15 protein-coding genes are annotated in these 19,221 nt (G+C 72.0%); 6 read left to right on the forward strand and 9 right to left on the reverse strand.

Translation table 11 applies throughout. The features are described from left to right. The first annotated feature begins 133 nt into the window (after positions 1–133). Genes LOK55_RS14140 through LOK55_RS11770 form a run of 3 tightly spaced genes read left to right on the forward strand, consistent with a single transcriptional unit; the run spans position 134 to position 2,689 of the window. Complete coding sequence (locus tag LOK55_RS14140) at positions 134–847, forward strand: hypothetical protein (protein WP_268252557.1); 714 nt, start codon at positions 134–136, stop codon at positions 845–847. A 59-nt stretch (positions 848–906) separates the two neighbouring features. Beyond that, positions 907–1,314, forward strand: a complete 408-nt coding sequence (locus LOK55_RS11765; protein WP_229935507.1) for a YrdB family protein — start codon at positions 907–909, stop codon at positions 1,312–1,314. 4 nt (positions 1,315–1,318) lie between these two features. Continuing rightward, positions 1,319–2,689 carry an FAD-binding oxidoreductase gene (locus LOK55_RS11770; RefSeq protein ID WP_229935508.1) on the forward strand — a complete coding sequence of 457 codons (1,371 nt, stop codon included), beginning with the start codon at positions 1,319–1,321 and terminating at the stop codon, positions 2,687–2,689. A 401-nt stretch (positions 2,690–3,090) separates the two neighbouring features. On the opposite strand, the gene LOK55_RS11775 is transcribed toward LOK55_RS11770, so the two are convergent. Both LOK55_RS11775 and LOK55_RS11780 read right to left on the reverse strand, forming a co-directional pair. Continuing rightward, positions 3,091–3,870 (reverse strand): glucosamine-6-phosphate deaminase, encoded by a 780-nt coding sequence (locus tag LOK55_RS11775; protein WP_229935509.1) that lies wholly within the window; start codon positions 3,868–3,870, stop codon positions 3,091–3,093. Between the two features lie 83 nt (positions 3,871–3,953). After that, a complete protein-coding gene (locus tag LOK55_RS11780) occupies positions 3,954–5,144 on the reverse strand; it encodes an ROK family transcriptional regulator (protein WP_229935510.1) in 1,191 nt (396 codons plus the stop codon). A 242-nt stretch (positions 5,145–5,386) separates the two neighbouring features. Here LOK55_RS11780 and LOK55_RS11785 point away from each other — a divergent pair, with 242 nt between their 5' ends. Beyond that, on the forward strand, positions 5,387–6,874 hold the full coding sequence (locus tag LOK55_RS11785; RefSeq protein ID WP_229935511.1) for a L,D-transpeptidase family protein: 1,488 nt from the start codon (positions 5,387–5,389) through the stop codon (positions 6,872–6,874). Between the two features lie 95 nt (positions 6,875–6,969). On the opposite strand, the gene LOK55_RS11790 is transcribed toward LOK55_RS11785, so the two are convergent. Next, on the reverse strand, positions 6,970–9,186 hold the full coding sequence (locus LOK55_RS11790; RefSeq protein WP_229935512.1) for an NADP-dependent isocitrate dehydrogenase: 2,217 nt from the start codon (positions 9,184–9,186) through the stop codon (positions 6,970–6,972). Positions 9,187–9,229: 43 nt separating this feature from the next. Beyond that, positions 9,230–9,430, reverse strand: a complete 201-nt coding sequence (locus tag LOK55_RS11795) for a response regulator (RefSeq protein WP_229661390.1) — start codon at positions 9,428–9,430, stop codon at positions 9,230–9,232. Positions 9,431–9,542: 112 nt separating this feature from the next. Here LOK55_RS11795 and LOK55_RS11800 point away from each other — a divergent pair, with 112 nt between their 5' ends. Next, on the forward strand, positions 9,543–9,995 hold the full coding sequence (locus LOK55_RS11800; protein WP_141378860.1) for a GNAT family N-acetyltransferase: 453 nt from the start codon (positions 9,543–9,545) through the stop codon (positions 9,993–9,995). A 256-nt stretch (positions 9,996–10,251) separates the two neighbouring features. After that, positions 10,252–11,088, forward strand: coding sequence for an endonuclease domain-containing protein (locus tag LOK55_RS11805; RefSeq protein ID WP_229935513.1), 837 nt, complete (start codon positions 10,252–10,254; stop codon positions 11,086–11,088). Between the two features lie 153 nt (positions 11,089–11,241). Here the strand turns inward: LOK55_RS11805 and LOK55_RS11810 are convergent, their stop codons facing one another. The 5 genes from LOK55_RS11810 to purH form a co-directional block, all read right to left on the reverse strand. Beyond that, positions 11,242–13,059: an ABC transporter ATP-binding protein gene (locus LOK55_RS11810; RefSeq protein WP_229935514.1), complete on the reverse strand. Its 1,818-nt coding sequence runs from the start codon at positions 13,057–13,059 to the stop codon at positions 11,242–11,244. Beyond that, positions 13,056–14,918: an ABC transporter ATP-binding protein gene (locus LOK55_RS11815; RefSeq protein WP_229935515.1), complete on the reverse strand. Its 1,863-nt coding sequence runs from the start codon at positions 14,916–14,918 to the stop codon at positions 13,056–13,058. Before LOK55_RS11815 ends, LOK55_RS11810 begins: the two co-directional genes overlap by 4 nt. 449 nt (positions 14,919–15,367) lie before the next feature. Then, positions 15,368–15,871 (reverse strand): methylated-DNA--[protein]-cysteine S-methyltransferase, encoded by a 504-nt coding sequence (locus LOK55_RS11820; RefSeq protein WP_229935516.1) that lies wholly within the window; start codon positions 15,869–15,871, stop codon positions 15,368–15,370. Next, a complete protein-coding gene (locus LOK55_RS11825) occupies positions 15,868–17,511 on the reverse strand; it encodes a DNA-3-methyladenine glycosylase 2 family protein (RefSeq protein ID WP_229935517.1) in 1,644 nt (547 codons plus the stop codon). Before LOK55_RS11825 ends, LOK55_RS11820 begins: the two co-directional genes overlap by 4 nt. Positions 17,512–17,611: 100 nt before the next feature. After that, on the reverse strand, positions 17,612–19,219 hold the full coding sequence (purH, locus tag LOK55_RS11830; protein ID WP_229935518.1) for a bifunctional phosphoribosylaminoimidazolecarboxamide formyltransferase/IMP cyclohydrolase: 1,608 nt from the start codon (positions 19,217–19,219) through the stop codon (positions 17,612–17,614). Between the last annotated feature and the right edge of the window lie 2 nt (positions 19,220–19,221).

Consider the following 19,221-nt stretch of genomic DNA (forward strand, 5'->3'; position numbering starts at 1 on the left):
GGCCGGCGGCGCGGGCGCGAGCGGTGCGGCGGCGGGCGCGGGCGCGGGTGCGGGTGCGGGTGCGGCGGTCGCGGGTGCGGTCGGCTGAGGCATCCTCGGCGTCGGCGCGGTCGCCGGGATCGCCGCCGCCGCCGTGCTCGTCGCCGGCGGCGCGGTCGCCGCGTTCATCGTGCCGTCGATGCTCGCCGCCGACTCGACCGTGTCGACGGATGCCTCCTCGACCGGCGACGGATCGACGACTCCGCAAGACGGCGGCGCGCCGGCGGTCCCCACTCCCGGTCCCTCTCCGACCGCGCTGCCCTCCCCCACCGCGTCGCTGCCCGCGGAGGTGCCGCAGCCGATCGCCGTCGAAGACGCCGCTCCGGATGCGACTCCCGCCCCCGCTCCCACGCCCCCGATGGTGGCGCCTCCGGCGACGCCCGCGCCGGTCCCGACGCCCTCGGTATCCCCCACACCCAGTCCGACGCCGACGGTCACTCCGACCCCCACCCCCACGCCCACTCCCACGGCCACACCCACGGCGACTCCGACACCGACTCCCACGCCGACGCCGACGCCGACACCTGAGCCGACGCTGCCCGCGGGGGCGCCGATCGTCACTCAGATCGACATCGAGGTCGGTTCGGGATGGGGGACGGCGACGGTGTCGGTCACCAGTGAGCCGGGCGCGACGGTCGCGGCGTTCGTCGGCGACGCACCGCTCACGACCACGACGATCGGCGACGACGGCCGCGGCACGCTCGTGTTCACCCGCAGCCTGATCGAATGGTTCGACCGGTCCGTCTCCCTCGCCTACATCGCCGGTGATCTCGTCGGCCCGCAGGTGCCGCTCTTCTCGTTCGACTGACGCGCGCCCACGGTACCCGCCCCCGCAGGCCCCCGCCCGGTCGCGCGTAGACTGGGCTCATGGCCGATCTGCCCCCCGTCCGCCCCGCCGCACCGGCACAGCCCGCGGCGACCGCGACGCCGGCCGGCACCCGACCGGCGCTCGACGCCGTCGACGTCCTCGCGTTCCTGTGCGAACTGTTCGCCTTCGGAACGCTCGCGGTGTGGGGGTTCACCGCCTGGCCGTTCCCGTGGAACATCGTCGCGGGCATCGGCGCCCCCGTCATCGCGATCCTGCTGTGGGCGCTGTTCGTCTCGCCGCGCGCCGTCTTCGCCGTGCATCCGTTCGTCCGCGCTCTGGTGGAGCTGCTCGTCTACGCCGCCGCCACGATCGTGTGGTGGACCAGCGGCAGCCCGTGGGTCGGCCTCGCGTTCGCGGTCGTCGCCGTGACCACCGGCCTCGTCGCCGGCCGGCGACGCCTCGCCTGACCGCATGACCTGCGCCGTGGTCGGCCTCCTGCGCGAGGCTCTCTCCGAACGGGTCGACACCGACCCTAGCCACCTCGACGACGCGCGAGCCGACAAGTCGGGGCACGCCGCGCCCGGACGGCCGATCGCGATCGTGCACGCGGCATCCATCGACGATGTGCAGGCCACGATGCGGATCGCCACGGCCACCGGCACCCCGGTCGTCGTGCGTGGCGCCGGCACCGGCCTCGCCGGCGGGGCCAACGCCGGCGCGGGCGAGATCGTGCTGTCGATGCGCGCGATGGATCGCATCCTCGGGGTGCGGCCCGACGATCTGCTCGCCGTCGTCGAGCCCGGCATCCTGAACGCCGAGCTGAACCGTGCGCTCGCCGACCGCGGCCTGTGGTGGGCGCCCGACCCCGTGAGTCGCGAGATCTCGACCGTCGGCGGCAACATCGCCACGGGCGCCGGGGGTCTCCTCTGCGCGAAGTACGGCGTCGTGCGCGACGCGGTGCTCGGCGTCGACCTCGTGCTCGCCGACGGCCGCCTGCTGCACCTCGGGCATCGGAGCGTCAAGGGCGTCACGGGCCTCGACCTGACCGCGCTCGTGATCGGGTCGGAGGGCACGCTCGGGGTCGTCGTCGGCGCGACACTCAAGCTCCGCCGGCTGGTGCCCGGCCACGCGCGCACGCTCACGGCATCCTTCCCGAGCGTCCGCGCCGCCGCGACCGCCGCTGCCGCGGTGACCGCATCGGGCGTGCAGCCCGCGATCATGGAGCTGATGGATGCCGCGTGCCTGCGTGCCGTGCACCGGATGCTCGACCTGCCCGACCCGGGCGAGGCCGCCCAGCTGACGATCCAGACCGACGGGCCCGCTGCGTCGGTCGAGGCCGAGTCGATCGCCGCGACGCTGACCGATGCGGGCGGCGCCGTGCGGCTCGCCCGCGACGACGCCGAGGCGCAGCTGCTGTGGCGGATCCGCCGGTCGATGCATCCCGCGATGGAGACCCTCGGCACGACGCTCATCGAAGACGTGTCGGTGCCGCGCAGCGCGCTCCCGGCGATGTTCGACGAGATCGCGCGCATCGAGCGCGAGTACGACCTGGTCATCCCGACGGTCTGCCACGCCGGCGACGGCAACCTGCACCCGAACTTCGTGTTCGACGCGGGCGCGGATGCGGCGGTGCCCGAAGTGATCTGGCAGGCCGCCGACGAGCTGTTCCGCGCCGCGCTGCGCCTGGGCGGAACGCTCACCGGCGAGCACGGCGTCGGCGTGCTGAAGCGGCGCTGGCTCGCCGACGAGCTCGGCGACGACCAGTGGGAGCTGCAGCGCCAGATCACCCGCGTCTTCGACCCGCAGGGCATCCTGAACCCCGGCAAGGTCTTCACGCCCTGACCTTCCCGCGTCGCGCGGCAGCCGCGCGCGCTGCGCGACGCCCTGCACAACCGCGGAGATCCGCACGCCGACGGATGCCTCGGGCCCAGGCATCCGCAGCCACGCCGATCTCCGCCGGTATGCATCGCGGATGCCCCGGATGCCGACCCGGCTGACGGTTGACGCCTCACTCGCCGCACCCGGCGCGGGATCAGGCGGGAGGCGGGTAGACCTGCGGGTTGGGGACGGCGAGGCCGCGCGCGCCGAGCGCGATCGCGGCGGACACCGGCACGACGGGCCGACACCGGCACGGCGGGACAGCGCGCGCCGGAAACGCATCCAGGTGCCGCGATCGGTCGCCACCCGCCCGGTATGACGACAGAACGCGGCACCTGGATGCCACAACGACAGCGCGACGCGGCTTACAGACCCTGCCAGGCGGGCTTGTTGGCGAACGCGTAGCGGTAGTAGTCGGCGTGCGCGAGCTGCGAGGCGGCCGCCTCGTCGACGACGACCGTGACGTGCGGGTGCAGCTGGATCGCCGAACCGGGCAGCGACGACGTGACCGGGCCCTCGACGGCACCGGCGACCGCCGCCGCCTTGCCCTCGCCGAACGCGAGGAGGAACAGGTGCTTCGCCTCGAGGATCGTGCCGAGCCCCTGCGTGATGCAGTGCATGGGCACGTCATCGATCGAATCGAAGAACCGCGCGTTGTCCTCACGGGTCTGCTCGATCAGTGTCTTCACGCGGGTGCGCGACGCGAACGACGAGCCGGGCTCGTTGAAGCCGATGTGCCCCGACGTGCCGATCCCGAGGATCTGCAGGTCGATGCCGCCCGCGGCCGCGATGGCGCGCTCGTAGTCCTCGCCGGCGTGCGAGATGGTCGCGAGGTCGCCGTTCGGGGTCTGGATGAGGTCGGGGTTCAGACCGAGCGGCTCCACGACCTCCTTCGTGATGACCGAACGGTAGCTCTCCGGGTGACTCGGGTCGATGCCCACGTACTCGTCGAGCGCGAAGCCGCGCACGTGCGACACGTCGAGCCCGGCCACGCGGGGGCGCAGCGCCTCATAGACGGGCAGCGGCGTCGAGCCCGTCGCGAGCCCCAGAACCGCGTCGGGACGCTCGCTGATGAGCTTCACGATCTCGTCGGCGACGAGGACGCCGGCGGCCGCCGGAGAGGGGACGATGACGATCTCAGCCATGGAACACTGCCTTTCTGTCGGAGACGGAGGGTTCGCGGACGGCGGGTTCGGAGACGGACGGCTCAGAGAGGATTGGACGGGTGTCAGGACACCCCGAGTTGTCCGGACAGGACCATGACGGCCGCGCCGCGGAGGACGATGTCCTCGCCTTGCTCCGTCACTCGCACCCGCACGCCGTCGTGGAACTCGGCGAGCGTACGGGCGCGCAGGGTCTCGACGGTCGCCTCAGCGAGGGGTCCGTCGAGAAGTGGTGAGGGGCCGGAGAGCACGATCTCCGACAGGTCGAGAGCGCCGACGATGGGCGCAAGGGCGATGCCGAGCCGCTCCCCGGCGTCGCGGAGGACGGCGGTGGCATCGGCGCCCTCCTCGGCCAGGGCGCGTTCGAGCGACGGGACGGACAGCCACGCTTCGAGGCATCCGACCTTGCCGCACACGCACACCGGACCGCCGTCGGTGCCGACGGTGACGTGCCCGATCTCGCCGGCCGCGAAGCGGCTGCCGAGCATGGGCTGGCCGCCCGAGAGCAGGCCCGAGCCGACACCGCGACCGACGCGCACGAGCATGACGTCGTCGCCCGCACCGCCGAAGGTGTACTCGGCGAGCACGGCCGCGTTCGCGTCGTTGGCGACGAGGACCGGCAGCGACACCTCCGCGCGCAGGATGCCTTCGAGGTCGATGTCGGTCCAGCGCAGGTTCGGTGCGGTGAGCACGGTGCCGTGGTCGTCGACGATGCCGGGCGAGCCGACCCCGACACCGAGCACGGGGGCGTGCGCGTCGGCGACGAGCTCGCGGGTGAGCCGGATGACGGTGGCGAGGATGTCGGCGGGGTCGGCGGGCACGGATGCCTCGTGGCGGGCGACGATCTCCCCGTCGAGGGTCAGCACGGCTCCGAAGAAGCGGTCACTGCGCGAGAGATCGAGCCCGATGATGCGGTGGCCCTCCCGATCGAGGTCGACGAGGATGCCGGGCTTGCCGGGGCCGGTGACCTCGCGGGTGCCACGCTCGGCGACGTAGCCGTCTTCGATGAGCTCGGCGATGAGGTCGGAGATCGTGACACGCGTGAGACCGGTCTCGCGTGACAGGTCGGCCCGACTCATGGCGCCCTGGTGGAAGAGGGTCTGCAAGACCAGCGAGCGGTTGTGAGCGCGGGCGTGCTCGGGGAGCACCTTGGCCGCGTGGCGCAGGGAGCGTCCGGGGCCGAAGGTACGACCGCCGTTCCCTCCCGCGGAGGGTCCGGGATCTGCGGTGCTGCGCTGCACGTCCGAAGTGACCATGTTTGTTAGTACACCTTACGAACACAATTTTCGCAAGTCGTACCGCCGATTCGATAAGCGCGTTTACAAAACCGTTACACGGCCGACATCACACGGCGTCTCCCGCGGATCCGCCGAGACCCGCGCTTTCCCCGGTCTCTGCGCAGCCTGATCGCGTATGATGGACCCGCGTGGAGTGGAACCGCACCAGCCGCTCCCTCGCACGAGACGCGCCGCACGGGCGCTGAACCGGGGGGTTGTTCGTGACTGATGTGGCAACGAAGCCCGACGCCGAAGGCGCGTCGGACCCGTCGTCGAGCACGCTGGCGACCACCACGCAGGAGCCGTCCGCGCCGGAGACCACCGCGCAGGCGCCGACCGTGCAGTGGGCACCGGCCGAGCCCGCCACCAAGAAGACGCGGAAGCGCCTCTGGCTCTGGATCGGCGTGCCGGTCGCGCTCGTCGCCGCCGGCGCCGTCGCCGCGTCGCTCGTGCTGATCGCACCCGGCACGTCCGTCGCGGGCGTTCCCGTGGGGCTGCAGACGGCCGGCGCCGCGACCGATGCGATCGACCAGCGACTCGCCCAGACCACGCTGACGCTCGGCGACGGCGGACCCACCGTCACCGGCGCCGACCTCGGCGCGACCGTCGACGCGCAGGCGCTGGCCGACTCCGCCTTCGGCGACCGGCCGATGTGGAATCTCACGCAGTGGTTCGGCGAGCCGATCGACACCCCTATCACCCTCGACGAAGAGAAGGCCACCGCGGCGCTCCGCGAGGCCCTCCCCTCCGCCTACACCGAACCGACCGCCGCGACCGTCGCCTTCAACGGCACCTCGTTCGTCGTGACGCCGGCCGTCGCGGGCACCGGCATCGACCTCGACTCGATCACCCGTCAGCTGCACGACGCGTTCGCGTCGGGCGCGCAGGCATCCACCGTCACGGTCGACGAGACCTCGGTCGAGCCCGTCGCCGACACCGCCGCGGCGCAGAAGGCCGCCGACGGGGCGAACGCCATGCTCGCGAACGTCGGCTTCTACGTGGGCGACGAGCGCACCGTTCCGGTCGACGCCGCGACCGCGGCGGGCTGGCTGACGGTGACCTCCGACGCATCCGGAGCCTTCACCGTCACCGCCGACCCGGCGAAGATCCAGCCCACCGTCGACGCCCTCGCGGCCGCCGTGAACCGGGCGCCGGTCAACGGCGCGGTGGTGACGGATGCCGAGGGCACCGTGCTCGAGACGACGACGCCCGGCGCCGACGGTCGCACGCTCGGAGATGTGAGCGGCGTGGCATCCGACTTCGCGAAGCAGCTCGGCCAGGGCAACGGCGTCTACGAGCTGCCCGTGCAGGTCACCCCGCCCGCGATGGCCACCTCGGCGCGCATGATCGAGGTCGATCTCGGCGACCAGATGCTCTACATGAAGGAGAACGGCGCGGTCGTCGACTCGTGGCCGATCTCGAGCGGCATCGCCGAATCGCCCACCACGACCGGCCACTTCACGGTCCAGTCGCACCACGACGTGCAGACGATGACGTCGTCCTCTGCCACCGACGACTACTGGAACTACGAGGTGCCGAACGTCCAGTGGATCATGTACTACTACGGCGGCGAGGCGCTGCACGGGGTGTACTGGCACACCGACTTCGGCAACCCGCGCAGCCACGGCTGCGTCGGCATGCCGAACTACCGCGCCAAGCAGATCTACGACTGGATGCCCAACGGCGGCGACGTCTGGATCCACGAGTAAGCCACCCTTCTCGCTGACCTGCCGCGAGTCGAGGTCAGTCCCCGCACGACGAAGCGGCGGATGCCGAGGCATCCGCCGCTTCGTCGTTCTCGGCCTCAGAGGGCGTCGATCACCGCGTTGAGCGTCGCCGACGGGCGCATGACGGCCGCGACCTTCGCCTCGTCGGGGTGGTAGTAGCCGCCGATGTCGACGGGGCTGCCCTGCACGGCGTTCAGCTCGGCGACGATCTCGGCCTCGGCATCCGTCAGCTGCTGCGCGATCGGCGCGAAGGCCGCCGCGAGCTCGGGGTCGGCGGTCTGGCGCGCGAGCTCCTGCGCCCAGTACAGGCCCAGGTAGAAGTGGCTGCCGCGGTTGTCGATCGTCCCGAGGGCGCGCCCCGGCGAGCGGTCGTTCTCGAGGAACGTGCCCGTCGCGGCATCCAGCGTGTCGGCGAGGATCTTCGCCTTCGCATTGCCGGTGTACTCCGCGAGGTGCTCGAACGAGGCCGCGAGCGCGAAGAACTCGCCCAGCGAGTCCCACCGCAGGTAGTCCTCGCTGAGCAGCTGCTGCACGTGCTTGGGCGCCGAACCGCCGGCGCCCGTCTCGAACAGGCCGCCGCCGGCGAGCAGGGGCACGATCGAGAGCATCTTGGCCGACGTGCCGACCTCGAGGATCGGGAAGAGGTCGGTCAGGTAGTCGCGCAGCACGTTGCCGGTGACCGAGATCGTGTCCTCGCCCTTGCGGAGACGCGCGAGCGTGTACCGCGTCGCCTCGTCGGGCGGCAGGATCACGATCGTCACGTCACCCGTGTCGAGCGTCGCGAGGGCCTGGTGCACCTTGCCGATCAGCTGCGCGTCGTGGGCGCGGTTGACGTCGAGCCAGAACACGGCCGGCACGCCGGTCGCACGGGCCCGGGTGACGGCGAGGCGCACCCAGTCCATGATCGCGATGTGCTTGGTCTGCGTGGCGCGCCAGATATCGCCCTTCTCGACGTGGTGCTCGATGAGCACCGCGCCGTCCGAGTCGAGCACCTCGACGACGCCGTCCGACGGGATCTCGAAGGTCTTGTCGTGGCTGCCGTACTCCTCGGCGGCCTGAGCCATGAGGCCGACGTTGGGCACCGTGCCGATCGTCGCGGGGTCGAGCGGTCCGTTCGCGATGACGTCCTCGATGACCGCCTGGTAGACACCGGCGTACGACGAGTCGGGGATCACCGCGATGGTGTCCTCCTCCTCGCCGTCCTTGCCCCACAGCTTGCCGCCGTTGCGGATGAGCGCGGGCATCGAGGCATCCACGATGACGTCCGACGGCACGTGGAGGTTCGTGATGCCCTTGTCGCTGTTGACGTACGACAGGCGCGGGCCGTTCTCGAGGTCCTGGGCGATGCGCGCCGAGATGGCGTCGCCGTCGGCGACCTCGCCGAGGCCGGAGAGGATCGAGCCGAGGCCGTTGTTGCCGTTCAGGCCTGCCTCGGTGAGCTCAGCCCCGTAGGTGTCGAAGACGTCGGCGAAGAACGCGCGCACGACGTGGCCGAAGATGATGGGGTCGCTGACCTTCATCATCGTCGCCTTGAGGTGCACCGAGTACAGGACGTTCTCGGCCTTCGCCTGCGCGATCGTGTCGGCGAGGAACGCGTCGAGCGCCTTCGCGGAGAGGAACGTCGCGTCGATGACCTCGCGCGGCAGCACCTTGAGGCCGTCCTTCAGCACCGTGACGGTGCCGTCGGTGGCGGTGTGGCGGATCGTGAGCACGTCGTCGTGGGCGGCGATCCAGCTCTTCTCGTTGCTCTTGAAGTCGTCGTGGCCCATCGTGGCGACGCGCGTCTTCGAGCCCGCCGCGAACGGCTTGTTGCGGTGCGGGTGCTTCTTCGCGTAGTTCTTCACGGCGAGCGGCGCGCGGCGGTCGCTGTTGCCCTCGCGCAGCACGGGGTTGACCGCGGAGCCCTTGATGCGGTCGTAGCGCGCGCGGATGTCCTTCTCCTCGACGGTCGACGCGTCGTCGGGGTAGTCGGGGATGTCGTAGCCCTGCACCTGGAGCTCGGCGATCGCGGCCTTCAGCTGCGGGATGGATGCCGAGATGTTCGGCAGCTTGATGATGTTCGCCTCGGGGAGCGTCGCGAGCCCGCCGAGCTCGGCGAGCGCGTCGCCGACCTGCTGCTCGGGGGTGAGGCCCTGCGGGAACGCGGCGAGGATGCGGCCGGCGAGCGAGATGTCGCGGGTGTCGATCTCGACCCCCGCCTGCCCGGCGAAGGCCTTCACGATCGGGAGGAAGGAGGCGGTGGCCAGGGCCGGTGCTTCGTCGGTGTGGGTGTAGATGATGGTGGACTCAGGCACGTGGGATCTTCCTCTATCGAGCGTCGCGGGATCGCTTTCCACCCTACCGCACAGCGGGAAAGTATCTCGATGTCGAGATACTTTCCCGCGGCGGCGGTGGGAGGGATGCCGCGTCGTGCGGCTCCCCGCGGCCTGCGGCCGCGGCCGTCTCCCAGCCGCGCTGCGCGAGCATCTCGCAGACGAGCAGCCGGAGTGCCGCCTGGTCTTCGACGACCAGCACGCGGCGCACCCATCCGCTGCTCACGGCTTCACGATAGCCGCGCCGCGAATCGCCCTGCTCCGCCTCCGCGCCGGGCGGTCATATTCCCGACGAATGGACGATGCCCGCACCCGCAGCGACCCGATAACCTGTGGTCATGAGCGAGCTGCGCCTCGAGGAACTGTCTGCCACGACGATCGTCGCGGTCAACGCGCTGTCGTTGAAACCCGGTCAGGAGCAGTTCATCGCCCCGACCAGTTACGCCGTCGCCGGCGCGGTGGTCAACCCCGCGACGGCGTGGCAGCGCGTCGTCCTCGACGGCGACGAGGTGGTCGGATTCGTCAGCGCGAACTTCGACGATGACGCCGACGAAGACCGGTTCCGCTCGGTGCTGTGGCGCATCAACGTGGATGCCGACGACCAGGGCCGCGGCGTCGGCCGCTTCGCCGTGGAGAAGCTGCTCGACGAGGCCCGCTCGCGCGGCATGGACCGCGTCGACGTCATCTACGAGGCGGGTCAGGGCGGCCCCGAGCAGTTCTTCACCCGCGTCGGCTTCGTGCCCGTCGACGAGACGGAGTACGGCGAGGTCGTCGCCGAGATCCGGCTCTGACCCCGGCATCCACGCGCCTGCGGCGGCTCGCGCCGCGCGCGTCGCCGATCCGTGACCGCGCCGCAACGGATTCGGAGAATCGCGACAGAATCGGATGCCTCGGTGCGAGGATTCCGAATCCGGTGCGATTTTGCGATTCTGCTGACAGGGGCGCGGCGGCGGCGGCGCCTTCTCCCCCACTGCCACATCGGGCCATCCGTCCACAGATCGGGCGGACGGTGACGCCGACGGCGCGCGGCGGCGCGAGACTCGCGGAGTGGACATCGCAGGGTTCGTGACCGGTGCGGGCGGCATCGCCCACCGGCAGCGGGTGTTGGATGCCGGGGCGAGCGCCGCGGCGATCCGCTCGGCGGTCGCCTCCGGCGTCGTGCGCCGCGTCCGCCGCTACTGGGTCGCGACGACCGCGGCCTCCCCCGACCTGTGCGCGGCGGCCGAAGCGACCGGTAGGCTCGCGTGCGTGTCGGCGGCGCGGCATCGCGGGTGGTGGATGCCGCCTGACGCCCCGGGCGGCCTGCACCTGCACCTCGGGCGCGGGTCGCGCTCACCGCGCGGTGAGGTCACGGCGCATTGGCGCGCGCCGCTCGTGCCGGTGAGCGCGTTCGACCTCGTCGAATCGGTCGTCGACACGCTGCGCCACGTCGCCGACTGCCTGCCGCGCGAGACCGCGCTCGTGCTGTGGGAGTCGGCCGTGCGCACGCACCGCATCCCGCTCGGCGAGCTGACCCGGGTGCGTTGGCACAGCGCCACCGCGGCGGAGCTCTGCGCGATCGCGACGGGCAGCTCCGGATCGGGCATCGAGACGATCTTCGTGCACCGGCTGCGCCCCTGGGGGCTCGAGATCCGTCAGCAGGTTCCGCTCGCCGGGCACGACGTCGACACGCTCATCGGCGAGCGCCTCGTGGTGCAGCTCGACGGGTTCACCTTCCACTCCTCGTCGGCAGAGCGCACCCGCGACCTCGCGCACGACCGCGCGCTCATGGCCCTCGGCTACCGCGTGCTGCGCTTCTCCTACACCGAGGTCGTCTACAACTGGCCCGCCGTCGAGGCCGCGATCGCGCGGGCCCTCGCCCAGCAGCTCCACCTGCAGCACTGACCTCGGCCTGCGCCACCCCCGGCCCCGCGCTCCCCCACTGGATTCGGATAAACGCAACAGAATCGGATGCCTGTGCCCCAGGCATCCGATTCTGTTGACGTTTTCCGAATCTGCGCCAGCCGCGCCCGCCATCAAAACAGCGGGCGCGCGCCCTCAGACCAGCGACTCGCGCCAGGCGGCGTGCAGCTGGGCGAACTTGCCCGTGCCCGCGATCAGTGCGTCGGGGGTGTCGTCCTCGATGATCTCGCCGTGCTCCATGACGAGCACGCGGTCGGCGATCGCGACCGTCGACAGGCGGTGCGCGATGATGATCGCCGTCCGCCCCCCGAGGAGCGTCTGCAGCGCGTGCTGGATCTGCCGCTCCGAGGGGATGTCGAGCGAGGCCGTCGCCTCGTCGAGGATCAGCACCGCCGGGTCGGCCAGGAACGCCCGCGCGAACGAGATCAGCTGGCGCTGCCCCGCCGACACGCGCCCGCCGCGCTTGTTGACGTCGGTGCCGTAGCCGTCGGGCAGGCGCTCGATGAAGGCATCCGCCCCCACCGCGCGCGCGGCCGCCTTGATCTCGTCGAGCGTCGCGTCGGGCTTGCCGAGGGCGATGTTGTCGGCGACCGTGCCGCTGAACAGGTACGCCTCCTGCGTGACCATGACGATCGCACGGCGGAGGTCCTTCGGGTGCAGCGACCGCAGGTCGACGCCGTCGAGCGTCACCTGGCCGCGCGACGGGTCGTAGAACCGCGACACGAGCTTCGCGAGCGTCGACTTGCCCGCACCGGTCGTGCCGACGAGGGCGACGGTCTGCCCGGCGGGAATGTCGAGCGAGAAGTGCGGCAGGATCGTGCGATCACCCGAGTACCCGAACACGACGTCGCGGAACTCGACGTGCCCGCGCGACTCCCACAGGTCGACCGGGTCGACCGGATCGGGCACGGTGGGCTCCTCGTCGAGGACGCCGGAGACCTTCTCGAGCGCCGCCGTCGCCGACTGGTACGAGTTGAGGAACATCGCGACCTCCTGGAGCGGGGCGAAGAAGTTCCGCACGTACAGCACGGCGGCCAGCAGGGTTCCGACGAGGAGCGTGCCCTCGGCGACGCGCACGCCGCCCCAGAGCAGCACCCCGGCCACGGCGAACGCCGAGACGGCCATCATGCCCGGCTCGAACGTGCCGAACAGCCGCAGGGAGCGCATGTTCACGTCGCGGTACTGGCCCGACAGGTCGCCGAACTCGTCGTCGTTGCGCTCCTCCTTGCGGAACGCCTTCACGGCGCGGATGCCCGTCATCGTCTCGACGAACTTGACGATCACCTTGGCGCTCACGACCCGCGACTCGCGGTAGGCCTTCTGCGAGTTGACGTAGAACCAGCGCATCAGGAAGTACAGCGGCACCGCGGCGACGGCGAGCACGAGACCCGATCGCCAGTCGATGAGCAGCAGCGCCACGAGGGTGAACCCGCCGTAGAGCACGCCCGAGACGAGCTCGTTGAGCCCCCCGTCGAGGAGCTCCCGGATCGAGTCGAGGTCGCTCGTCTGACGCGAGATGATCCGGCCCGACGTGTACGACTCGTGGAACTCCAGACTCAGCCGCTGCGTGTGCACGAAGATGCGCTTGCGCAGATCGAGCATGACGGCCTGCGTGAGGCGCGCGGCGACCACCGCGTACCACCCGATGAGGGCGGCGCCGCCGACACCCGAGATGAGGTAGACGGCGACGATCATGATCGTCGGCATCCAGTCGCCGTAGTCGATCACGCGCGGCAGCGCCGTGTTGAGGCCGTACGCGATGAGCGCCGGGCCGGCGACCCGGAGCGCCGTCGAGATGACGAGCACGGCGCCCGCGAGCACCAGCTGCCAGCGCAGCGGCGCCACGAGCGAACCCAGCAGCCGCAGCGAGCGGCGGCGGATGGCGCGCGACTCGTCGCGCGTGTAGTCGGAGCGGTCTTCGCCGGTCGTGCCGGCGACCGATGCCGTGGTCATCGCGTCACCTCCTCGTTCGCGTGTTCGCGGTCGGTCTCGCCGGCGGATGCCCGGCGGTCGGATGCCTCGTTCTCGGCCTCTTCGAGGCTCGAGATGACGTGGCGGTAGTGCTCGCTCTCGCGCAGCAGGTCGCTGTGCCGTCCGACCGCGGTGACGCGCCCCTCTTCGAGGAGGGCGACCCGGTCGGCGAGCGTGACCGTGGAGGGGCGGTGGGCGATCACGAGCGTCGTCGTGTCGGCCATCACCTCGCGGAGGGCGTCTTCGACGAGCGCTTCCGTGTCGACGTCGAGCGCCGACAGCGGGTCGTCGAGCACGAGCACGGCGGGGCGTGCGGCCACCGCGCGCGCGAGTGCGAGGCGCTGGCGCTGGCCGCCCGAGAGCGACAGCCCCTCTTCGCCGATGACCGTGTCGACACCGTCGGGCAGGTCGTCGACGAACCCGGCCTGCGCGACGGCGAGCGCTTCGCGCAGCACCCGCTCGGCCTCGGCGCTCCCCGGCTCGAGGTCTTCGCGCCCGAGCAGCACGTTCTCGCGCACCGTCTGCGAGAACAGCGTCGAGTCTTCGAACGCCATGCCCACCTGGGTGCGCAGCTCGTGCAGGGTCAGGTCGCGTACGTCGACACCGTCGATCGTCACCCGCCCACCGGTGACGTCGTACAGGCGCGCCGGCAGGGTCGTGAGGGTCGTCTTGCCCGAGCCGGTGAGCCCGACGAGGGCCATCGTCTCGCCCGGTTCGAGCACCAGGTCGATGCCGTCGAGGAGGTCGCGCTCCGATTCCGAGGCATCCTGATACCGGAAGTGCACGCCCTCGAAGGCGAGCGCTCCGCGCGGCTCGGCGATCGTCTTCGGCGCGGCGGGATCGGTGATCGTGTTCTCCTCGTCGAACACCTCGAAGATGCGGTCGGTCGCGGTGCGCGCGTCGAGGAGGAACGAGAAGAGGAAGCCGATCGACTCCATCGGCCAGCGCAGCACCGTCGCCATCGCGAAGAACGCGACGAGCTCGGCGACCTGCAGCTGTCCGGTCTGGGCCAGCACGATGCCGACGCCCAGGCACAGCGCGAACGCGAGGTCGGGCAGCAGCACCAGCCAGAACCAGATCCAGCCGACGGCCCGCGCCTTGCTGAGCTCGGTCTCGCGCAGCGTCTCGGCCTGCCGGGCGAACTTCACGAGGGCGTGCTTGCCGCGGCCGAACGCCTTGAGCACACGGATGCCGTGCACCGACTCCTCGACGCTCGTGGCGAGGTCGCCCGCCTGGTCCTGGCTCTGCCGGGCGAGGGTGCCGTAGGTCTTCTCGAACCGGTACCCCGCGTACCAGAGCGGTGCGCACACGACGAGGAACGTGAGCCCCAGCGCCCAGTGCCAGCGGAACAGCAGCACCATGCCGACGAGGATCGTCAGCATGTTGACGACGAGGAGCACGAGCCCGAAAGCGAGCCACCGGCGCAGCATGCTGATGTCTTGCATCATGCGGCTGAGCAGCTGGCCCGACTGCCAGCGGTCGTGGAACGCCACGGGCAGGCGCTGCAGGCGCTCGTAGAAGCTCGTGCGCATGTCGTACTCGACCGAGGTCGACGGGCCGAGCACGAACCAGCGCCGCAACCACACCATGAGCGCTTCGAGCAGGCCCAGCACGAGGATGAGCGCGGCGCCCCAGGCGAGCTGGGAGAGGTCGCCCGAGGCGATCGGCCCCTGCACGAGCACTTCGAGCACGAGCGGGATGGAAAGGGCGAGCAGGCTCGCGACGAGCGCGCTCGCGGCGCCGAGGGCCAGGCGCGGCAGCACCGGTTTGGCGAACGGGTAGAGCCGGGCGAGCGCCCGGGGAGTGGAAAGAGCGGATTGTCTCTCGGTGGCGGAGGTCATGATCCTTGTGGGGTGGTGGCGCGGATGCCGAGGCGGGTCGGCGGTCAGGGAAGGGACAGGCCTCCTGCGCAGCAGCGCGGAAGAGACTCGTGACCCCGGCGGGGAGGACGCAGTGAAGAGAACGCAGCGTGCGGCGGGACTATGCCGCCGATGAGGAACGCGAGGGCGTCACCCGAGGCGTCGCGCCGCTCCCGCGCTCCCGATCGGGCGGAGGACGGCGGGCTTCGTCTCGACGATGGTCGTGGACATGGCTTCCTCCAGGAATCGGTGGGCGGGGACTGTCGCGCGCGCTCACCCGGACGGGTGCGACACGACGCGACAGCCCTCCAGCCTAGACCTGAGAGTTCGCTGAGTGCAAGAGCGAACGTCCGGCGCCGGCTCGGGTGTCGCCGGGGTGGGCGCTGCGGGCAGCCGGTCGGGCGCCCCGAGTGACCGTCAGTCGCCGCGGGTCAGGCGGCCGCCGCCGCCGCGGCCGCCTCGCGGTCGAGCAGGGCCCGCTTGACCTGGGTGCCCCACGCGAACCCGCCGAGGCCTCCCCCGGTGCGCAGCACCCGGTGGCACGGCACGAACAGCGCGGACGCGTTGCGCGCGCAGATGGATGCCGCGGCCCGCACCGCCCGCGGGCTGCCGAGCGCGGCCGCGAACTCGGCGTAGGTGAGCGGGGCGCCCGGCGTGATGCGGCGAAGCGCCGCCCACCCGGCGAGCTGCAGCGCGGTGCCCTGCTGGGCGACCTCGACGTCGTCGATCGCGGTGAGGTCGCCGACGTAGTAGCGGGCGACGGATGCCGCGGCATCCGTCTCGCCGTCGGCGATCCGCGCGGGGGCGGTGCGCACGCGGGCGACGATCGCCGCGTGGTCGTCGGTCCAGCCGCTCGCCAGCACGCGCTGACGCTCGTCGACGAACAGGGTGAAGGGGCCGTCGGGCGTCGCGAGGGTCTGGATGATGGCGGTCACGGGGTCTCCTGCGGGGTGGGTCGGGGGGCGCGGCGGGCGGTGCGGGCGGCGTGGGGAGGCTGGCGGGTCGGCCGTGCGTCACCAACGGTCGGATCGATGGGGCTGATGTCGTCGGGAGTGACGCGCGCGGCGACACCCGTCCCACGGCTCCGACCGATGGCGACGGGCCGGGGCGGCACGGCCCGCCACAGGTGGGCCGTGAGGTAGCTGCGCCACGGCGCGGTGCGCGCCGCCCAGGCGTCGAACCCACGCGGGTCGGCGGGGATGCCCGACGCCGCCGCTCCCGCGCGCACGGCCACGTCGCCCGGCAGGGTCACGTCGGGGTCGCCGAGCACCCGCATGCGCACGTAGTCGGCCGTCCACGGGCCGATGCCCGGCAGGGCGAGCAGGGCCTGGCGCTGCGCCGCGCCGTCGTCACCGGTCGTCAGCACGAGCGACCCGTCGGCGAGCGCGGCGGCCGCGGCGGTGATCGCGCGGATGCGCGCACCCGGGCCGCGCAGCACCTCGGCGCCGTGCTCGGCGATCGCCTGCATCGTCGGGAACAACCGGTCGTGGCCGTCGAACCCCTCGACACGCTCCCCCAGCGCGTCGGTGAGGGCTGCGAGGGCGGTCGTCGCCGCCGACACCGTGATCTGCTGGCCGACCATCGCGCGGATGAGCATCTCGTGCGGGTCGGCCGCGCCCGGCACCCGGATGCCCGGCACGCAGGCGACGAGCGGGGCGAGTTCGGGGTGGGCGTTCAGCGCCGCATCGACGGCGAGCGGGTCGGCGTCGAGGTCGAACAGTCGCCGCGCGCGGGCGACGAGCACCGGCAGGTCGCTCAGGTGCGTGAGCCGCGCCGCGAGGCGCACGCGCCCCGGCCCGTCGGCGCGCAGCGCGAACCACGCCGGGCCGCCCGGTAGGCGCAGCGTGCGCGCGAACGAGTCGGAGGTCGCGGTCTCGACGCCTGCGACGGCGCGCGCGGCCATCCACGCGAACAGCCCTTCGGCGTCGAACGGTTCGCGCACCGGCAGCACGAGCTCGATCGCGGCGGCGGCGGACGCGGCGGCGGCGTGTGCCCGCCCCGCCGCGGGGCGCCGGGCGCGCAGCTCGATCGGCGACATGCCGAACACCTCGCGCACGGTGTCGTTGAACTGCCGCACGCTGGCGAAGCCCGCCGAGAAGGCGACGTCGGATGCCGGCAGATCGGTCGCGACGAGCAGCATGCGCGCCGTGTGGGCGCGCTGCGCGCGGGCGAGCGCGAGCGGGCCGGCCCCGAGCTCCGAGGTGAGCAGCCGGGTGAGGTGCCGCGGCGAGTAGCCGAGCCGGGCGGCGAGCCCCGGAACGCCCTCGCGCTCGACGACGCCGTCGGCGATGAGGCGCATCGCCCGGCCCGCGACATCGCCGCGGAGGTTCCACTCCGGCGAGCCAGGCGCCGCCTCGGGCAGGCACCGCTTGCACGCGCGGTACCCGGCCTCGTGCGCGGCGGCGGAGGTCGGATAGAAGGTGACGTTGCCCGGCTTCGGCGTGCGCGCCGGGCAGCTCGGACGGCAGTAGATGCCGGTCGAGCGCACGGCGGTGACGAACTGGCCGTCGAAGCGCGCGTCTCGCGCGTCGATCGCACGGTAGCGCTCGTCGAAGGTCATGGATGCCGCGGACATGACTCCAGCCTGACATGCGCCCCGGCATCCGGCTCGCGGTTTTCGGACACGACGGTCCGCCCACCCGGCGCCCAGTCCGCAGCCCGATCCCTCCCGGGCCTCAGTGGAAGAAGTGCCGCTCGCCGGTGAAGAACATCGTCACGCCGGCGGCGCGCGCCGCGTCGATGACCTCCTGGTCGCGTACCGACCCGCCCGGCTGCACGATCGTACGGATGCCCGCGTCGATCAGCACCTGCGGCCCGTCGGCGAAGGGGAAGAACGCATCGGATGCCGCGACCGACCCCGCGGCGCGGTCGCCCGCCCGCTCGACGGCGAGGCGGCACGAGTCGACGCGGTTGACCTGGCCCATGCCGATGCCGACGGTGGCGGATGCCTGGGCGAGCACGATCGCGTTCGACTTGACGGCGCGGCACGCCTTCCACGCGAAGGCGAGGTTGCCCTTCTCGTCGTCGCCGGGCATCTCACCGGTGACGAGCTGCCAGCCGTCGACGAGCGATTCGACCTCGGCGGGGAACCGGTCGGCGTCCTGCAGCAGCAGTCCGCCCGAGACGAGGCGCACGTCCATCGGCTCCTGCTGCCAGCTGTCGGGCAGGCGCAGCACGCGCAGGTTCTTCTTCAGCTTGAAGACCTCGAGCGCCTCGGGCTCGAAGTCGGGCGCGACGATCACCTCGGTGAAGATGTCGCGCAGGTTCTCGGCCATCTTGAGCGTCACGGTGCGGTTCGCCGCGATCACGCCACCGAAGGCCGACACCGGGTCGCACTCGTGGGCGCGCAGGTGCGCCGAGGCGATGGGGTCGAGGGCATTGGGGGCAGCCACCGCGATTCCGCACGGGTTCGCATGCTTGATGATCGCGACGGCGGGCTTGACCATGTCGAACGCGGCCCGCAGTGCGGCGTCGGCGTCGACGTAGTTGTTGTAGCTCATCTCCTTGCCCTGCAGCTGCGTCGCCTGGGCGATGCCGTGACCGCCCACACGCGTGTAGATCGCGGCACGCTGGTGCGAGTTCTCGCCGTAGCGGAGCGTCTCGAGCCGCTCGGCCTTGATCGTCAGGTGCTGCGGCAGGTCGCCCTCGTCGGCGAGGCTCTCCTCGGCGAACCACGTCGCGACGTGCCGGTCGTAGGTGGCGGTGTGCACGAACGCGCGGGCGGCGAGGTCGCGGCGCTGCGCGAGGGTCGTGCCGCCGGTCGCGAGCGCGTCGATGATCGCGGGGTACGACTCGGGCGAGACGACGATGGCGACGTTCGCGAAGTTCTTCGCCGACGCGCGCACCATGGCGGGTCCGCCGATGTCGATCTGCTCGACGACGGCGTCGCCGGTCGCACCCGAGGCGACCGTCTCGACGAACGGATACAGGTTCACCACGACGAGCTCGAAGGGCAGGATGCCGAGCTCGCCCAGCTGGGCCTCGTGGTCTTCGAGCCGCAGGTCGGCGAGCAGGCCCGCGTGCACGCTCGGGTGCAGGGTCTTGACCCGACCGCCGAGCGACTCGGGGAACCCGGTGACCTGGGCGACGTCCTTCACCTCGAGCCCGGCGTCGCGCAGGAGCGCCGCCGATCCGCCGGTCGAGACGAGCTCGACGCCCGCGGCGGCGAGCGCCTGCGCGAGCGGCAGCACGTCGGTCTTGTCGCTGACCGAGATCAGCGCGCGCCGGATCGGCACGAGGTCGCGGTCGCGGTAGAGGGCGGGATCGATGGTGGGGCCGGCCATGC

Origin of the sequence: Microbacterium sp. F2E (assembly GCF_020905435.1) — a bacterium.
Classification (GTDB): Bacteria; Actinomycetota; Actinomycetes; order Actinomycetales; family Microbacteriaceae; genus Microbacterium; species Microbacterium lacticum.